Source organism: Lelliottia sp. EB106-05-01-XG201 (assembly GCF_058791735.1).
On sequence record NZ_JBYTDV010000001.1, the window covers coordinates 90197 to 106300 of the forward strand.

A 16104-nucleotide genomic window follows, 5' to 3' on the forward strand; every position below is an offset into this window, starting at 1 on the left:
GTCGCCCCTACCTCCAGTCAACGACTCAGCGATTTACAGCCGGACCAGGGCATCGCTGTGGGTTTTGAGTTTTTTGCGGCGGTGAAATTGCTGTGCTCGATCGGTCCCCTCTCCCTGAGGGAGAGGGGGAACATGCGGCGTTGATGCACGAAAAAATCTAAATATGAAACGCCACACGTTTTCCAGTCGGAAGCTCAACATCCAGACTCAGCTTTCCACCCATCGCTTCGATGTAGCGTTTGAGCGTAGCAATTTTCAGTTCATTACCGCGTTGTTCAAGCTGTGTGACAGCGGGTTGGCTGATTCCCATTATTTCTGCGACAGCCTTCTGAGATAATTTCAATTCTTCGCGCATCATTTGCAGACCAGTTTCCAGAATCATCTCGTCGGCCATTTCTTTGATTCGTTTTTGGCTTTCCGGTGCACGAGAAGCAATCACTTCATTTAAGGTTTTCAATTTGTTGCCTCCAGGGTTGCCAGGTGAGTCGAGAATTCCTCATCTGCGATGCGGATCAATCGTGCATAAAACATTTTGTCGCCGCGCATATCGCCAGCACAAAGCACAATCGCCTGGCGGACGGGATCGAACGCAAAGAAGGCTCGAATCGGACGGCCTGCATATTGGATACGTAACTCCTTCATATTCTTATGTCGAGACCCCTTTACTGTATCGACTCAAGGGCGGGTAAGATGTGGTCCGTAATTTTGCAGATTGAGCAGATCCGCAAATACCTTTTCCTGTAACCCTTCATCTTGCTCATGTCGCCATTGCTCAAATACGTGTCCCAGAAGTACCGTCCACATACGATCGTCCATGATAAGCTGTAGCTTATAATTAAAAGGATATAAGCTGTGGTTTATATTTGCAATGGCTTCCTTTGACGGCCATTGCATCTCCAATGAAAAGTATGACAAATATTGGCAACCAGCTTGATAAGGCAATGGGGATACTGCGAGCAGCCTTCAGAGATATTTCATTCGGTGAGCCCTTTCAGTCTGTTCAGGCGGTGAGATCGCTGAAGAAATTGCTCGATCGGTCCCCTCTCCCTTGAGGGAGAGGGCTAGGGTGAGGGGGAACATGCGGCGATTAAGCTGCATATTTGCCCTGATTCTTTAAGTCGATTTCACGTTAAAGCGTGCTGTGATTGCCGGGTGGCGCTTCGCTTACCCAGCCTACAAAACCGACGGTGCCTCGCTGTAACAAATTTGCATGTTCAGTCCCCTCTCCCTTTTGGGGAGAGGGTTAGGGTGAGGGGAAAACCCCGCACCAAACCTAATGCACCCCAACCAACGCCCCCTCAATCCCTTTCAACTTCGCCTGCGCCTGTTTTAATTCGTCCAGCAATCGCTGCTCCTGCTCGCTGTAAGCCACCAGAACAATGCACCCGTCCATGACTTTGACCGTCACCTGTTGCCCAGTTTCAAACCCTGCGGCGCGTAGCCATTTGCCGGAAAGCATGATGTTCGGCGTGGTTTTGTCTTGAACATTTGGACGATATCCCACAATTATCGTGCGCTCAGTTCCGGTGGTGGTGGTGTCTGGGGTAGAATGCGAATCAGCCATAATCAACTCCTTGATAGTTGGTGAGGTTAGACGCTTCGTTTGTGTTCCCGCACATCGAAGCGTTGTTTAAAAGGAGGTTTAGGTGGCCTCCTAATTTGATTTAGAGTAAATGGATAGGTGGCCCCATGTCAATCATAGCGCGCGAAAAAAAACCAAAAGGCGGCGGACAATCTCCGCAGTTTAAAATGCGTATTGATCCGGCATTGAAAGAACAGTTGGATGCTGTGGCTGCTGAAGAAGGGGTGAGCCTCGCCAGCTGGTTGAAGGAGCTGGCGAGGGAGGAGTTGAGGAAACGAGGTCTGGAACCTAAAGCTTGAATAATTAGAGACCGCTATTATTGAAATCAGAAGACTCTTCTTGCGAGGAGACTCCACTATCATATGATTTTTTTTCAGGAATATTAGTTATATGCATTGGTAAAGAGTTTTCGCCAGAAAATATCTTTTCAAGTCCTTTAAGAATGTTAGCTTGCGTGGTTTCCAAATTGCCATGTGCTATGGGTCTGTAACAATCTCGTTGTAACTGGACTTTATCGAAATCATAATTCATTGCTTGAGAAAGTGCATATAATAAATCAGTGAATAAATCATCAGACTTTGATGCCCATATATTAATGTCAGGGAAGTCGTGTATTTTATTTAGATGACTGTTATAGATTTTCCAGGCGTGTGTAATTGCTTGCTCTTTTTTTGTTTGATATCGAATTTTTAAACAAGGGATTTTTCTACCATAAAATTCAATATCTATCATATTCAGAGCTTGAACATGTTCACGATGTAATTTTTGGGCTCTGGTTGCCATTAAGGTTCTGAATATATTTAAACGACTCTGTTTTCTTTCCCTAAATTGTTCAATAATTTTTTGCGCTTGAACAGCAAGAACTGGACCTATTATTACGGCTGCAGTCATAACGAAATCTTTGTATTCCATGCCAAAAATTGTATTCATAGTTTTTACCTAATAATTGGATTATCGCAACGTTATAGGCCATGAAAGAATTAATGAATTTTGAAAAGAAAACATGGAAATTTATAATTATTTTGGCGGAAGATCACAGGAGTCGAACCTGCCCGGGAACGCTGGCGTCCCCAACTGGATTTGAAATCCAGCCACCTCACCGGAGATGACGATCTTCCGCGCCTCGATTGCTACATGGAGGCGGTGCGCATTATAGCTACTTTCAGGCATTTACCCCATCCTTTCGCATCTTTTTTTCACCCCTGCTTTGACCTGCATCCCCCTCCCGACTTAAAACCTAAGAAAATCCTGAGGTTAGATTTTTTCTGCAACTTCTACGGCGATCACAAAAGAGAAGAATCGTAAGCAGCTAACCAGAAAACAGAATATCCGCTCCACCAGGGATGGTTTACAACATCTGCAACCGGTCTCAGCGCCCCTACAGCGTCCAAGGATAAAAATAATGAGCGAAATATTGTCTGTGAAGGAAAAGATAGGCTACGGCATGGGAGATGCCGCCAGCCATATCATCTTTGATAACGTCATGTTGTATATGATGTTTTTCTATACCGATATTTTCGGTATCCCCGCCGGATTTGTCGGCACCATGTTCCTGCTGGCGCGTGCGCTGGATGCGATTTCCGACCCGTGCATGGGCCTGCTTGCGGACCGTACCCGCAGCCGCTGGGGGAAATTCCGTCCGTGGATTCTGTTCGGCGCCATCCCATTTGGCATCGTCTGCGTGCTGGCGTACACCACGCCGGACCTCAGCCTGAACGGCAAAATGATTTATGCCGCCATCACTTACACGTTGCTGACCCTGCTCTATACCGTGGTCAACATCCCTTACTGCGCTCTCGGTGGCGTGATTACCAACGATCCGACGCAGCGCATCTCCCTCCAGTCCTGGCGCTTTGTGCTGGCGACGGCGGGCGGCATGCTCTCCACGGTGCTAATGATGCCGCTGGTGAAACTGATTGGCGGCGAAGACAAAGCCTTTGGTTTCCAGGGTGGGATTGCCGTGCTGTCGGTGGTTGCGTTCCTGATGCTGGCGTTCTGCTTCTTCACCACCAAAGAGCGCATCCAGGTGCCGCCGAGCACCACCTCCATGCGTGAAGATCTGCGCGACATCTGGCACAACGACCAGTGGCGCATCGTCGGCGTGCTCACCATTCTCAACATCCTCGCCGTCTGCGTGCGCGGCGGCGCGATGATGTACTACTGCACCTGGATCATGGGCTCGCCGGAAGTGTTCGTCGCGTTCCTCACCACCTACTGCGTCGGCAACCTGATCGGCTCTGCGCTGGCTAAACCGCTCACCGACTGGAAATGCAAAGTCAGCATCTTCTGGTGGACCAACGCCCTGCTGGCGGTGGCGAGCGTGGCGATGTTCTTCGTGCCGATGCATGCCACGATGATGATGTTCAGCTTTATCTTCGTGATCGGCGTGCTGCACCAACTGGTGACGCCAATCCAGTGGGTGATGATGTCCGATACCGTCGATTACGGCGAATGGACAAACGGCAAACGCCTGACCGGTATCAGCTTTGCGGGCACGCTGTTCGTGCTGAAACTCGGCCTGGCGCTGGGCGGCGCGCTGATCGGCTGGATGCTGGCAGGCGGGGGCTACGATGCCGCAGCCAAAACCCAGAACAGCACCACCATCAGCATCATTATCGGCCTGTTCACCCTGGCCCCGGCGGCTTGCTACGTGCTGAGCGCCATCGTCGCCAAACGCTACTACACGCTGAAAACCCCATTCCTGACCAAAATCATGGGCGAGCTGGCGCAGGGCGCGCGCCGCAACCAGCAGGAGTTTGAAACCCTGCCGGTCAGCAAAGAATTGCAGAACTAAGAGGATCAAAGCATGAAAATCAGTGACGGAAACTGGCTCATTCAGCCGGGTCTGAACGTGACCTACCCGGTGCAGGTGTTCGACGTGGAGCAGCAGGGTAACGACCTGGTGGTGTACGTCGCCCCTCGTGACGTGCGCGAACGCACCTGGCAGCTCGACACATTGATGTTTACGGTCCGACTGTTCTCGCCGCAGGAAGGCATCGTCGGTGTGCGCATCGAGCACTTCCAGGGCGCGCTGGACAAGGGGCCGCACTATCCGCTGAACGTTCTGAAAGACGTCAACGTCCAGATTGAAAACACGGCGGAATTTGCCGAGCTGAAAAGCGGCAATATCAGCGTGCGCGTCACCAAAGGGGAGTTCTGGGCGCTGGATTTCCTGCGCGACGGGCAGCGCATTACCGGCAGCCAGCTGAAAAACAACGGCTACGTGCAGGACGGGAATACGGACAGCAACTACATGTTCGAGCGCCTGGATCTGGGCGTCGGCGAAGCGGTGTATGGCCTCGGCGAGCGCTTTACCGCCCTGGTCCGCAACGGCCAGACGGTCGAAACCTGGAACCGCGACGGCGGCACCAGCACCGAACAGTCCTATAAAAATATTCCGTTCTACCTGACCAACCGCGGGTACGGCGTGCTGGTGAACCATCCGGAAAACGTGTCGTTTGAAGTGGGCTCGGAGAAAGTCTCCAAAGTGCAGTTCAGCGTGGCGGGTGAGTATCTGGAGTATTTCGTGATCGACGGCCCGACGCCGAAAGAGGTTCTGAATCGCTATACGCAGTTTACCGGCCGCCCGGCGCTGCCGCCTGCGTGGTCGTTCGGCCTGTGGCTCACCACCTCTTTCACGACTAACTATGACGAAGCGACGGTTAACAGCTTTATCGACGGCATGGCCGAGCGCGATCTGCCGTTGCACGTCTTCCACTTCGACTGCTTCTGGATGAAAGCCTTCCAGTGGTGCGATTTCGAGTGGGATCCGGTGACCTTCCCGGACCCGGAAGGGATGATTCGTCGCCTGAAGGACAAAGGGCTGAAAGTCTGCGTGTGGATTAACCCGTACATCGGCCAGAAATCGCCGGTGTTTAATGAGCTGAAAGAGAAGGGTTATCTCCTGAAACGCGCGGACGGTTCCGTGTGGCAGTGGGACAAATGGCAGCCGGGGCTGGCGATCTATGACTTCACTAACCCGGAAGCCTGCCAGTGGTACGCCGACAAGCTGAAAGGCCTGGTGGATATTGGCGTCGACTGCTTCAAGACCGATTTCGGCGAGCGCATTCCGACGGATGTGGTGTGGCACGACGGGTCCGATCCGCAGAAGATGCACAACCACTACGCCTATATCTATAACGAGCTGGTGTGGGACGTGCTGAAAGAGACGGTTGGCGAAGAGGAGGCGGTGCTGTTTGCGCGCTCGGCGTCCGTGGGTGCGCAGAAGTTCCCGGTGCACTGGGGCGGCGATTGTTACGCGAACTACGAATCAATGGCCGAAAGCCTGCGCGGCGGGCTGTCGATTGGGCTGTCGGGCTTTGGCTTCTGGAGCCACGATATCGGCGGGTTCGAGAACACCGCGCCTGCCCATGTGTATAAACGCTGGTGCGCGTTCGGGCTGTTCTCCAGCCATAGCCGCCTGCACGGCAGCAAATCCTACCGTGTGCCGTGGGCGTACGATGACGAGTCCTGCGATGTGGTGCGCCACTTCACCCAGCTGAAATGCCGGATGATGCCGTATCTGTATCGCCAGGCGGCGCTGGCCCGCGAGGTGGGTACGCCGATGCTGCGTGCGATGATGCTTGAGTTCCCGGACGATCCGGCGTGCGATTATCTGGACCGGCAGTACATGCTCGGCGACGCGATGATGGTGGCTCCGGTGTTTAGCGAGGCGGGCGACGTGCAGTTCTATCTACCAGAAGGGCGCTGGACGCACCTGTGGCATAACGACGAAGTGCAGGGCAGCCGCTGGCATAAGCAGCAGCACGACTTCCAGAGTCTGCCGGTGTATGTGCGTGAAAACACTCTGCTGGCGCTCGGCAACAACAGCCAGAAACCGGATTACGCGTGGCATGAGGGGACGGCATTCCAGCTGTTTAACCTGGCCGACGGGTGTACGGCGGTGAGCGAAGTGCCAGCGGCGGACGGTTCGGTGGTGTTTACGCTGACGGTGTCACGCCTGGGCGATACGGTGACGGTCAAAGGCGAAGGTGTTGCGCAGGACTGGTCGATCTGTTTGCGTAACGTGCAGCAGATCGCGGGCGTCAAAGGCGGGTCACATTCGGGCAGCGAATGGGGCGTGGTGGTGAAAGCGCAGGGGAGTGAGGTGGTGATTCGGCTGTAAGATTTTCCCCTCACCCTAACCCTCTCCCCAAAGGGGCGAGGGGATTGTACGGTGCACGAGGGGATTTTTCTGCGGTTTGTTGCCCGGTGGCGCTGCGCTTACCGGGCCTACGGTTCGGAGTTTGATTTTGTAGGCCGGGTAAGGCAAAGCCGCCACCCGGCTTTTTGTTGGCACCCGAGGCTGAATTCGCTCGGTGGCGCTGTGCTTACCGGGCCTACGGTGCCGTTGAAACCACGCCACCCACCATCGTCTGCTCGACCTGCTGCTTATCCATATTCACCGCCTTCAATTTCCCGTTCACCGTCGGTTTTAGCGGGGCTTTATCCTGCACGCTCCCGCTGGCGGTCAGCTGGATGTTGCCATCGCCACTCACCGGCAGCGCAGGCCAGCCCCACTGTTGCAGCACGTTCAGCGGCACGCCGCGACCGTTCAGGCTGATCGTGGTCTGACGCTGCGGCAGCTGGGAAACCGTCCCCGTCGCTTCCAGAATGCCTTTCTCGGTAAAGGCGCTCAGCTCCGTGATATTTACCGTCGAGGCATTCGCGGCGAGCGCCATCGACGGACGGCGCACGTCCACGCGGTTAAAGGTGGCGGCGGCGCCGTTCAGCGTCGCATTGCCGCCCCACACGCCCCACTGGCGATCTTTCGCCAGCTGGAGGTTGGCGCCATAACCATCGAGGGAAGTAACCTGCCACGGGAATGCCGGATCGATATCAATCACCAGGTTGCGGCTCAAGCCGAACTTTTTCAGGGTGACGCCGTTGAGCCACTCCGGTAGCGGATCCATCCACAGGGTTTTCCAGTTCTGCGGCAGCGTATATTCGAGTCCGGCGACGGCGACATCGTCCAGCACCAGGGCTTTGCCGTTGCGCAGCCAGTTGCCGGAGGTGCGTACCATGCCGCCTTCCCAGCGGGATGTGAACTGGCGCAGCGCCACGCCCTGCGGGGAGAATTCAGCGTTCAGAATCGGGTCAAAAAGATGCAGCGAACCGTAGATAAACTCGCTGGCGTTCATCGACAGACGCCCGTCCTGGCTCTGCCAGTCGCCTTTGCTCAGAGTCAGGTTGCGCAGGCTCAGGTCGAGATCGGTCACCGCCCAGTCCGGGCCTTGCAGACGCGCGTCGGTCACTTCCAGGCGACCAATCTGTAACGACGGCAGCGTGGTAATCGGAGCGAAGAAATCCGCTAATGATTTATCACTTTGCAGACGAATGTCGTTCAGGCGCATGGTGTCGATCACCCATCCGCCGTCGGCATTGCGCCGCGCGGTGCCGGTCAGTGAGCCGCGCGCCATGTCCGCGCCGATGGTACTCAGCACCACTTCATTACCGTTCAGCTCGCCCTGAATCAGCACGTTGCTGGTGGGCACGCCGTTAAGGGTCAGCGATCCGGCGCTCATCTGGATCTGCGCCTTATTGCCCAGCACCTTGCCCGCCTTCGGTTCCCAAGGGCTGACGCCGCCCGTCACTTTTTGCGCGCTCAGGTCCCATTCGGTATTCGGGCTGTTAAACGCCATATTGTTCAGCTGCAGTCGGTCGGCCTGGAAGGGGAGCGGAGCCGTCTGCGGGGAGAGATTTAACGTACCGTCGTGCAGGGTGATGGTGTCCATGTGCAGCGGATCGGTGATTTGTCGGCTGCTCAGGCCAATATCGACCTTCTTCGCGACCAGCGTGGCGGGTTTGCCATCCCGGCCAAAAGTGACGTTCTCAAGGATGATGTGCGACGGGGAGGAAAAGCGGTGATCCATCAGGTCGAAGTTGAGTTCGTAATCGGTATTCACCGTGATCCAGCTGCTAACCTGCGACGCGCCCCAGCGGGTCTGCACGAGGATATACAGTGCCAGGATTGCGATCAGCACCGCAATCAAAATCCAGATCAGCAGCTTTCCAATAAATTTCATGGTCTTCCATCCCGTCAAACGCACATAGAGGAGTTATGCACGATTTATGCGCAATCCTCAAGGCAGGAATGGTGTAATTCGGTTTCACGGCAGGCGCGAGGCCTGCCGTGACGGGGATCAGTTCTTTTCAGGCGGGAAGACGAGGTTCAGTACAATCGCAGTGATACCGCCCGCGGCGATGCCGGAGGAGAGCAGGTTTTTCACCCAGTCAGGGGCGAACTGCAGGATCAGCGGCTGCTGAGACACGCCCAGGCCGACGGCCAGCGACAGCGCGATAATCATGATGGCGCGACGGTTCAGCGGCTCGCGCGACACGATGCGCACGCCAGATGCCGCAATCGTCCCGAACATCACCAGCGTTGCGCCGCCCAGAACCGGTTCCGGAATGTGCTGCACAAAGCCACTCACCGCCGGGAACAGGCCGAGCACGATCAGCATCAGTGCGACGACGAAGCCTACGTAGCGGCTGGCGACGCCGGTCAGCTGGATCACGCCGTTGTTCTGGCCGAAGCAGGAGTTCGGGAAGGTATTGAACACGGCGGAGACAAAGGAGTTCAGACCGTTCGCCAGCACGCCGCCTTTCAGACGCTTCATGTACAGCGGGCCAGAGACCGGCTGCTCGGAGACGTCAGACGTCGCGGTGATGTCGCCGATGGTCTCCAGGGAGGTGATCATAAACACCAGCATCAGCGGCAGGAGCAGGTTCCAGTCGATGCCTAAGCCGTAGTACAACGGCGTCGGGACCATGATCAGCGGGCTGTTGGTCGGCGCGGTGTTTTCCGGCAGCATGCCGAGCGCCCACGCCATCAGATACCCGGCGGCCATGGCAATCACCAGCGAGGCGACGCGCAGATACGGGTTACGCTGGCGGTTGAGCAGGATAATAATCGCCAGCACCACGCCCGCCAGCAGCAGGTTTTTCGGTGCGCCGAAGGTGTGGTCGCTCATCGCCGCATACCCGCCGCCGATGGACGTCAGGCCGACCTGAATCAGCGACAGGCCGATAATCATCACCACCACGCCGGAGACCAGCGGAGTAATGACGCGGCGCGCCAGGTGTAGTACGCGGGAGATGACCATTTCCGTACAGCTGGCCAGCATCAATGTGCCGAACAGGGCGGCCATCATCGTTGGTACATCTGCGCCGCCGGTTTTCAGCGCGGTGCCGCCCATGATCAGCGGTGCAACAAAGTTAAAGCTGGTGCCCTGAATCGACAGCAAACCTGAACCCACCGGGCCCCAGGCTTTAATCTGGATAATGGAGGCCACGCCGGAGGCGAACAGGGACATGCTGATGATGTGCTGTGTATCCTGAGCCGGTAAACCGAGCGCCTGGCAGATCAGCAGGGCAGGTGTAATAACCGCCACGAACATCGCGAGTAAGTGCTGACACGCGGCGAACAGCGTTTGCGCCAGCGGTGGGCGATCTTCAAGACGGTAGATTAATTCACTATTATGCTGAGTCGGCGCAATCGGTTGCGCATCAGGAGACTCTACGGCGTTAACGGACATCGGCGGCAATCCCACGGTGGAAAAGCGGGCATTTTAGCTGACCGGATGGTAAAAGCAAACGATTGCATTTATAAATTATACAAACTGTTTCTGGCAGTGTTTATCAGGCGTTGGAATAACGCTCGGTTTCCGGCATCCAGCGCTCAATCAATGCGGCTGCCTGCGCGGAATGGCGCTCATGAATGTAACGCGCAAGGCGCTGAACTTCGGGGATCATCGCCTGGTCACGCAGCAGATCCGCGACTTTGAATTCGGCGTTGCCGGTCTGGCGCGTGCCTAACAGTTCGCCGGGACCGCGGATCTCGAGATCTTTTTGCGCAATCACAAAGCCATCGTTGCTGTCGCGCAAGACTTGCAGCCGCATTTGCGCCGTTTTGGAGAGCGGGGATTTGAAGAGCAATACGCAGTGGGACGCCACCGCACCACGTCCGACGCGGCCACGCAGCTGGTGGAGTTGCGCAAGACCCAGGCGCTCCGGGTTTTCGATAATCATCAGGCTGGCATTAGGCACATCTACGCCCACTTCGATCACCGTGGTGGCGATCAGCAAATGCAGCTCGCCCTGCTTGAATGCCTGCATCACGGCCTGTTTCTCAGCAGGCTTCATGCGGCCATGCACCAGCCCGACGTTCAGCTCGGGTAGCGCCAGCTTGAGTTCTTCCCACGTGGCCTCTGCCGCCTGGGCTTCCAGCAGGTCGGACTCTTCAATCAAGGTACACACCCAGTACGCCTGACGGCCTTCGTGCGTACAGGCGTTGCGCACGCGCTCGATAATCTCACTGCGACGGGTATCCGGAATCGCCACGGTGGTGACCGGCGTACGGCCTGGCGGCAGTTCGTCGATGGTCGAGGTATCCAGATCGGCATAGGCGGTCATCGCCAGGGTGCGCGGAATCGGAGTCGCGGTCATGATCAGCTGATGCGGATGGAAGCCCTGCTGCAGCCCTTTCTCCCACAGCGCCAGGCGCTGATGCACGCCAAAGCGATGCTGTTCGTCGATGATCACCAGCGCAAGGCCGTTAAACTGCACCTGTTCCTGGAAAATGGCGTGGGTGCCGACAATCATCTGCACCTGACCGCTGGCAATCGCTTCCTGCTGCGCAAGACGCGCTTTTCCTTTTTGCTTCCCGACCAGCCAGCCGACCTCGACACCCAGTGGCGCAAACCAGCTGCGGAAGTTGTTGGCGTGCTGCTCGGCGAGCAGTTCCGTCGGCGCCATCAGCGCCACCTGCTTGCCGTTTGCGATGGCGCGCAGTGCCGCGAGGGCAGCAACCAGGGTTTTACCGGAACCGACATCACCCTGCACCAGGCGCATCATCGGCACGTCGAGCGCCATATCGCGTTCGATCTCGGCGGTGACTCGCGCCTGGGCGTTAGTCGGCTTAAACGGTAGCGAGGCCAGCAGCTTATCTTTTAAATCATCACGGGCGGGAAGAGGCTGGGCATGAAAACGCTGGGCACCCGCGCGAAGCGCCAGCATGCTCAGGTTATGGGCCAGTAATTCTTCAAGGATAAGCCGCCGCTGGGCTGGATGTTGGCCGCTCTCTAAATCGCTCAGCTGTAAAGATGGCGGTGGGCGGTGCAATGTGCGGATCGCTTCCGGCAGGCTCATCATGCCCTGCGCCAGCTCAGGCGGCAGCAGTTCGGCGATGGCACAGGTATCGAGCAGCTCAAGCGCCTGATCGGTCAGCTTGCGCAGCGTAGCCTGCTTGATGCCTTCCGTCGTGGGGTAAACCGGCGTCAGCGTCTCCTGGAGTTCAGGCGTACTCAGATCGCCCTGCACGCGGTATTCCGGGTGGATCATCTCCGCGCCGTACTTACCGCGCTTCGCTTCGCCGTAGGCCAGCACGCGTCGACCGGCGGCGAGGCTGTTTTTCATCGCTGCGTTGAAGTTGAAAAAACGCATGGTGAGAATGCCGGAGCCGTCGCTGATCTGACAGGTCATCATCCGGCGACCGCCGAATGTGATGCTGCTGTTCAGCACCTCGCCTTCCACGGTGGCGTAGATGCCGGGCAGCAAATCGCCGATGGCGTAAAGCTGTGTGCGGTCTTCATAGCGCAGAGGGAGGTGCAGAAGTAAATCTTGCACGGTGTGCAGGCCGATCTTCGCCAGCTTGCTGCTTTGCGCTGCGCCCACGCCCGTTAAGGAGCTGAGCGGAACGGCATCAAGCAGATGGCCTTTCATGGATTAGCCTGCAAACTGCATGGTGGACCACCACGCGGCATCGGCTTCGATTTCGCCCTGCGCGTTGACGTGGGGATAAGGGAGTTGCTTCTGTTTTGCCACGCGAGCCAGTACCGGATAACCGCCTTCAAACAGCAGGCGCTGCTGCTCGTCTTCCGGGAGCATGCTGTTTTCACGCTCGTACATCCCTGCGTTTTGGCGCTGGCGCTGGGCTTCATACAGAATCAGCGCCGAGGCGACGGAGACGTTCAACGACTGCACCATGCCGATCATCGGGATGATGATGTCCTGATCCGCCAGCTCTAACGCTTCTTGAGTGATCCCGGTTTTCTCCTGACCCATCAGAATGCAGGTGGGGCGGGTGTAATCAATCTCGCGGAAATCGACGGCTTTATCGGAAAGGTGGGTGGCAAGGATTTGCATGCCGCTGCCTTTCAGCTCTGCAACGGCATCGGCAATCGTAGGATGGGTTTTGACCGTCACCCAGCTGTTGCTCCCGGCCGCGCTGGAGGCCATGGTGCGCATGTTTTTACTCGGCCAGACGGCGTGAACTTCATGCACGCCAACGGCATCCGCGGTGCGGACGATGGCGGAGACGTTATGAGGTTTATGGACCTGCTCCATACACACCGTCAGATCGGGCTGACGTCTGGCGAGCATCTCACAGATACGTTCATAACGTTCAGATCTCATGTCACTAATTTCGGTTACGGGTGACTTTAATGACGTCCGGCATCACGCGAATTTTGCGCATAATATTCGCCAGATGCACACGATCGCGCGCGGTCAGGCGAATGAACGCGCTATAGACGCGGCCATCTTTTTCTTCCGTATTCAGGCTCTGAATGTTGGAAGTGGCCGTGTTAATCGCCGCCGTCAGGTTCGCCAGTGCGCCCTGGTGGTTGAACATATCAACCTTAATTTCGGTGATAAATTCCTGCTCGGTCTCTTTATCCCACTCAACGGCCATGAACTTCTCGGGCTCTTTCTGATAGCCACGGATGTTACGGCAGGACTCGTGGTGGATAACCAGACCTTTACCTGGGCTGACGTGGGCGATGATCGGATCGCCTGGAATCGGTCGGCAGCATTTGGCGAAGGTGATCAGCACGCCATCTGCACCTTTAATTGGCAGATGACCGTGGCCCTGCGTCGTCGGCTGCGCAACGGAGGCTTCGCCTTGCTGCAGGTTCTTCGCGACCACGACGCTCATGGCGTTGCCGAGGCCGATTTCTGCCAGCAGATCGTCAAGCGAGGCGAGCTTCATGCGCTCCAGCTCTCGCTGAATGTTCTCTGGCGGAATTTCGGCCAGCTTGCGGCTGCCACCCAACGCGTGGTTGAGCAGGCGACGGCCAAGGCTGACGGAATCGTCACGTTTCAGGTTTTTCAGCAGCTGGCGGATCTTCGCGCGCGCTTTGGAGCTGACGACGAAGTTAAGCCATGCGGCATTCGGGCGAGCGCCCGGCGCGGTAATGATTTCGACCGTCTGACCGCTGGTGAGCGGCTGCGACAGTGGATAAGGCTGCCTGTCGACGCGTGCGCCTACGCAGGCATGACCGATGTCGGTGTGCACCGCATAAGCGAAGTCGACCGGCGTGGCGCCAGCAGGCAGCTCGACAATGCGCCCTTCTGGCGTGAAAACGTAAATCTCATCCGGGAAGAGATCGGATTTAACGCTCTCGATAAATTCAAACGAACTCCCGGCGCTCTGCTGGAGTTCAAGCAGGCTTTGCATCCAGCGCTGGGCGCGGATTTGCGCGGTCGTGCTGGTTTCACCGTGCTCTTTATAAGCCCAGTGCGCTGCAACACCCATCTCTGCCATCTGGTCCATGTCTTCGGTGCGGATTTGCACCTCAACAGGCACGCCGTGTGGCCCGATCATCGAGGTGTGCAAAGATTGATAGCCGTTCGCTTTTGGAATGGCGATGTAGTCTTTGACGCGCCCCGGACGCGGTTTGTACAGGCTGTGCATTTGGCCGAGCACGCGGTAGCAGGTGTCAGAATCATGAACGATGACGCGGAACGCGTAGATATCCATGATCGAGTGGAAACGCTGCTCTTTGAGCACCATTTTGCAGTAGATAGAGTAGAGATGTTTTTCGCGGCCGCTTACGCGACACGGAATTCCCGCTTCCTGCAAACGCCCGTCGATTTCAGAGAGGATTTTTTGAATCATCTCTTTACGGTTGCCGCGCGCGGCTTTGACCACCTCTTTAATCACACGATAGCGGTTCGGGTACAACGCTTCAAAACCCAGCTCTTCCAGCTCGGTTTTAATGTGATGGATACCTAAACGGTGTGCCAGCGGGCTATAAATTTCGAGGGTTTCACGCGCGATGCGGCGACGTTTATCCGGGCGTAATGAGCCCAGCGTGCGCATATTATGAGTACGGTCAGCGAGTTTGATGAGAATGACGCGGATATCCTGCACCATCGCCATAATCATCTTGCGGAAGTTTTCGGCTTGCGCCTCTTTCTTATCGCGGAATTTCAGCTTATCAAGCTTAGAGACCCCTTCCACCAGTTCGGCAACGCTTTTGCCAAACAGCTGTTCCATATCCTGGTAGGTGGCGGGGGTATCTTCGATCACGTCATGCAGCAGCGCGGCCATCAGCGTTTCATAGTCGAGTTTCATCTCGGCCAGAATACAGGCCACCGCTACCGGGTGCGTGATATAGGGTTCACCGCTTGAACGTGTCTGGCCCTCGTGAGCGTCACGTGCAACGAGATACGCCTGCTGAAGACGCTTAATCTGGTCTTCAGGCAGGTAGGTTTGAATCAGTTGATTCAGGCTTTCAAACAGATACAAGGGCGACCCGCAGGTTTAATTAACGACGGCCTTCAGCAATGGCGGTTACGGCCTGCAGTTCTGCGGCTTCCTGCTCTTGCTGCTCCTGGCGCTCACGTACGTCGAGGATCTGGTTGTTGATCAGACCTTCTTCGATTTCGCGCAATGCGATAACGGTGGTTTTATCGTTTTCTTCTGGTACCAGTGGATCTTTGCCACCGGACTGCATCTGACGAGCGCGACGCGCGGCGACCAGTACCAGGTCAAAACGGTTACCAATTTTCTCTACAGCGTCCTGAACAGTTACGCGTGCCATACTTAAAATGCTCCACAGATGAAGAAAGGACTGGGCATGATACTGAATGTGCGTTCAGTCTGCCAACAGTTTGGTGATTAATGCGTCATGTCGCTGCTTCTGGCGGCTCATGCGCAGACGTTCTGCACGAATGATGGTTTTCAGATCGCCCAGGGCAGTATCAAAATCATCATTCACAATAAGGTAATCATATTCGGCGTAATGGCTCATTTCTGCAACTGCCTGCGCCATACGTTTTGCGATCACTTCTTCGCTGTCCTGGCCGCGGCCACGCAGGCGGCGGTCCAGTTCGTCCTTCGACGGCGGCAGAATAAAGATGCTGCGCGCTTGTGGCATTTTCGCGCGAATCTGCTGCGCGCCCTGCCAGTCGATATCCAGGAACACATTGACGCCGGTTGCCAGAACCTGCTCGATGGTTTCACGGGATGTTCCGTAGTAGTTACCGAAAACTTCAGCGTGTTCAAGGAACGCGTCTCGGCCAATCATCGTTCTGAATTCATCGTGATCAACAAAGAAATAGTGTTCACCGTGTACTTCACCCGGACGCGGAGCGCGCGTGGTGTGAGAAACCGACACTTGCGTATCGTACAACGGTTGGGTTTTTAATAACGCCTGAATCAGGCTGGATTTACCCGCGCCACTAGGGGCAGAAACAATATAAAGCGTGCCTTGAGCCATGAGAGTCTTTTGTATGTG

The 16104-nt window shown here is 56.1% G+C and carries 13 protein-coding genes, 1 tRNA gene and 1 pseudogene; 3 read left to right on the plus strand and 12 right to left on the minus strand.

Annotation, left to right across the window (positions count from 1 at the left end):
- Positions 1-157 precede the first annotated feature (157 nt).
- The 3 genes and pseudogenes from AC3WS9_RS00385 to AC3WS9_RS00395 form a co-directional block, all read right to left on the minus strand.
- A complete protein-coding gene (locus tag AC3WS9_RS00385) occupies positions 158-457 on the minus strand; it encodes a helix-turn-helix domain-containing protein (protein ID WP_285157339.1) in 300 nt (99 codons plus the stop codon).
- Positions 454-804: pseudogene (locus AC3WS9_RS00390) on the minus strand (type II toxin-antitoxin system RelE/ParE family toxin). The gene AC3WS9_RS00385 and the pseudogene AC3WS9_RS00390 overlap by 4 nt, the downstream one beginning before the upstream one ends.
- A gap of 469 nt (positions 805-1273) precedes the next feature.
- Positions 1274-1564, minus strand: a complete 291-nt coding sequence (locus AC3WS9_RS00395) for a SymE family type I addiction module toxin (protein ID WP_492486109.1) — start codon at positions 1562-1564, stop codon at positions 1274-1276.
- Between the two features lie 125 nt (positions 1565-1689).
- Between AC3WS9_RS00395 and AC3WS9_RS00400 the strand changes: the two genes are divergently transcribed.
- On the plus strand, positions 1690-1881 hold the full coding sequence (locus AC3WS9_RS00400) for a toxin-antitoxin system HicB family antitoxin (protein ID WP_492486111.1): 192 nt from the start codon (positions 1690-1692) through the stop codon (positions 1879-1881).
- 4 nt (positions 1882-1885) lie between these two features.
- Here the strand turns inward: AC3WS9_RS00400 and AC3WS9_RS00405 are convergent, their stop codons facing one another.
- Together AC3WS9_RS00405 and AC3WS9_RS00410 are read right to left on the minus strand one after the other, a co-directional pair.
- On the minus strand, positions 1886-2512 hold the full coding sequence (locus AC3WS9_RS00405; protein ID WP_492486113.1) for a DUF6680 family protein: 627 nt from the start codon (positions 2510-2512) through the stop codon (positions 1886-1888).
- 93 nt (positions 2513-2605) lie between these two features.
- Positions 2606-2700 (minus strand) — tRNA-Sec (locus AC3WS9_RS00410).
- 281 nt (positions 2701-2981) lie between these two features.
- Here AC3WS9_RS00410 and AC3WS9_RS00415 point away from each other — a divergent pair.
- Both AC3WS9_RS00415 and yicI read left to right on the plus strand, forming a co-directional pair.
- Positions 2982-4376, plus strand: coding sequence for a glycoside-pentoside-hexuronide family transporter (locus AC3WS9_RS00415; RefSeq protein ID WP_282492117.1), 1395 nt, complete (start codon positions 2982-2984; stop codon positions 4374-4376).
- 12 nt (positions 4377-4388) lie between these two features.
- On the plus strand, positions 4389-6707 hold the full coding sequence (yicI, locus tag AC3WS9_RS00420) for an alpha-xylosidase (RefSeq protein ID WP_492486115.1): 2319 nt from the start codon (positions 4389-4391) through the stop codon (positions 6705-6707).
- Between the two features lie 214 nt (positions 6708-6921).
- On the opposite strand, the gene AC3WS9_RS00425 is transcribed toward yicI, so the two are convergent.
- From AC3WS9_RS00425 to gmk, 7 genes are all read right to left on the minus strand, one after another.
- A complete protein-coding gene (locus AC3WS9_RS00425) occupies positions 6922-8607 on the minus strand; it encodes an AsmA family protein (RefSeq protein ID WP_492486117.1) in 1686 nt (561 codons plus the stop codon).
- Positions 8608-8724: 117 nt separating this feature from the next.
- Positions 8725-10119: a nucleobase:cation symporter-2 family protein gene (locus tag AC3WS9_RS00430; RefSeq protein ID WP_282492067.1), complete on the minus strand. Its 1395-nt coding sequence runs from the start codon at positions 10117-10119 to the stop codon at positions 8725-8727.
- 103 nt (positions 10120-10222) lie between these two features.
- Positions 10223-12304, minus strand: coding sequence for an ATP-dependent DNA helicase RecG (gene recG / locus AC3WS9_RS00435; RefSeq protein ID WP_282492066.1), 2082 nt, complete (start codon positions 12302-12304; stop codon positions 10223-10225).
- A gap of 3 nt (positions 12305-12307) precedes the next feature.
- Positions 12308-12997: a tRNA (guanosine(18)-2'-O)-methyltransferase TrmH gene (gene trmH / locus AC3WS9_RS00440; protein ID WP_282492065.1), complete on the minus strand. Its 690-nt coding sequence runs from the start codon at positions 12995-12997 to the stop codon at positions 12308-12310.
- Positions 12998-13001: 4 nt separating this feature from the next.
- The gene (gene spoT / locus AC3WS9_RS00445) at positions 13002-15113 is read right to left on the minus strand and encodes a bifunctional GTP diphosphokinase/guanosine-3',5'-bis pyrophosphate 3'-pyrophosphohydrolase (RefSeq protein ID WP_282492064.1); all 2112 of its coding nucleotides are present in this window, start codon (positions 15111-15113) and stop codon (positions 13002-13004) included.
- A 19-nt stretch (positions 15114-15132) separates the two neighbouring features.
- Positions 15133-15408: a DNA-directed RNA polymerase subunit omega gene (gene rpoZ / locus AC3WS9_RS00450; RefSeq protein ID WP_032615688.1), complete on the minus strand. Its 276-nt coding sequence runs from the start codon at positions 15406-15408 to the stop codon at positions 15133-15135.
- A 54-nt stretch (positions 15409-15462) separates the two neighbouring features.
- Positions 15463-16086 carry a guanylate kinase gene (gmk, locus tag AC3WS9_RS00455; protein WP_282492063.1) on the minus strand — a complete coding sequence of 208 codons (624 nt, stop codon included), beginning with the start codon at positions 16084-16086 and terminating at the stop codon, positions 15463-15465.
- Between the last annotated feature and the right edge of the window lie 18 nt (positions 16087-16104).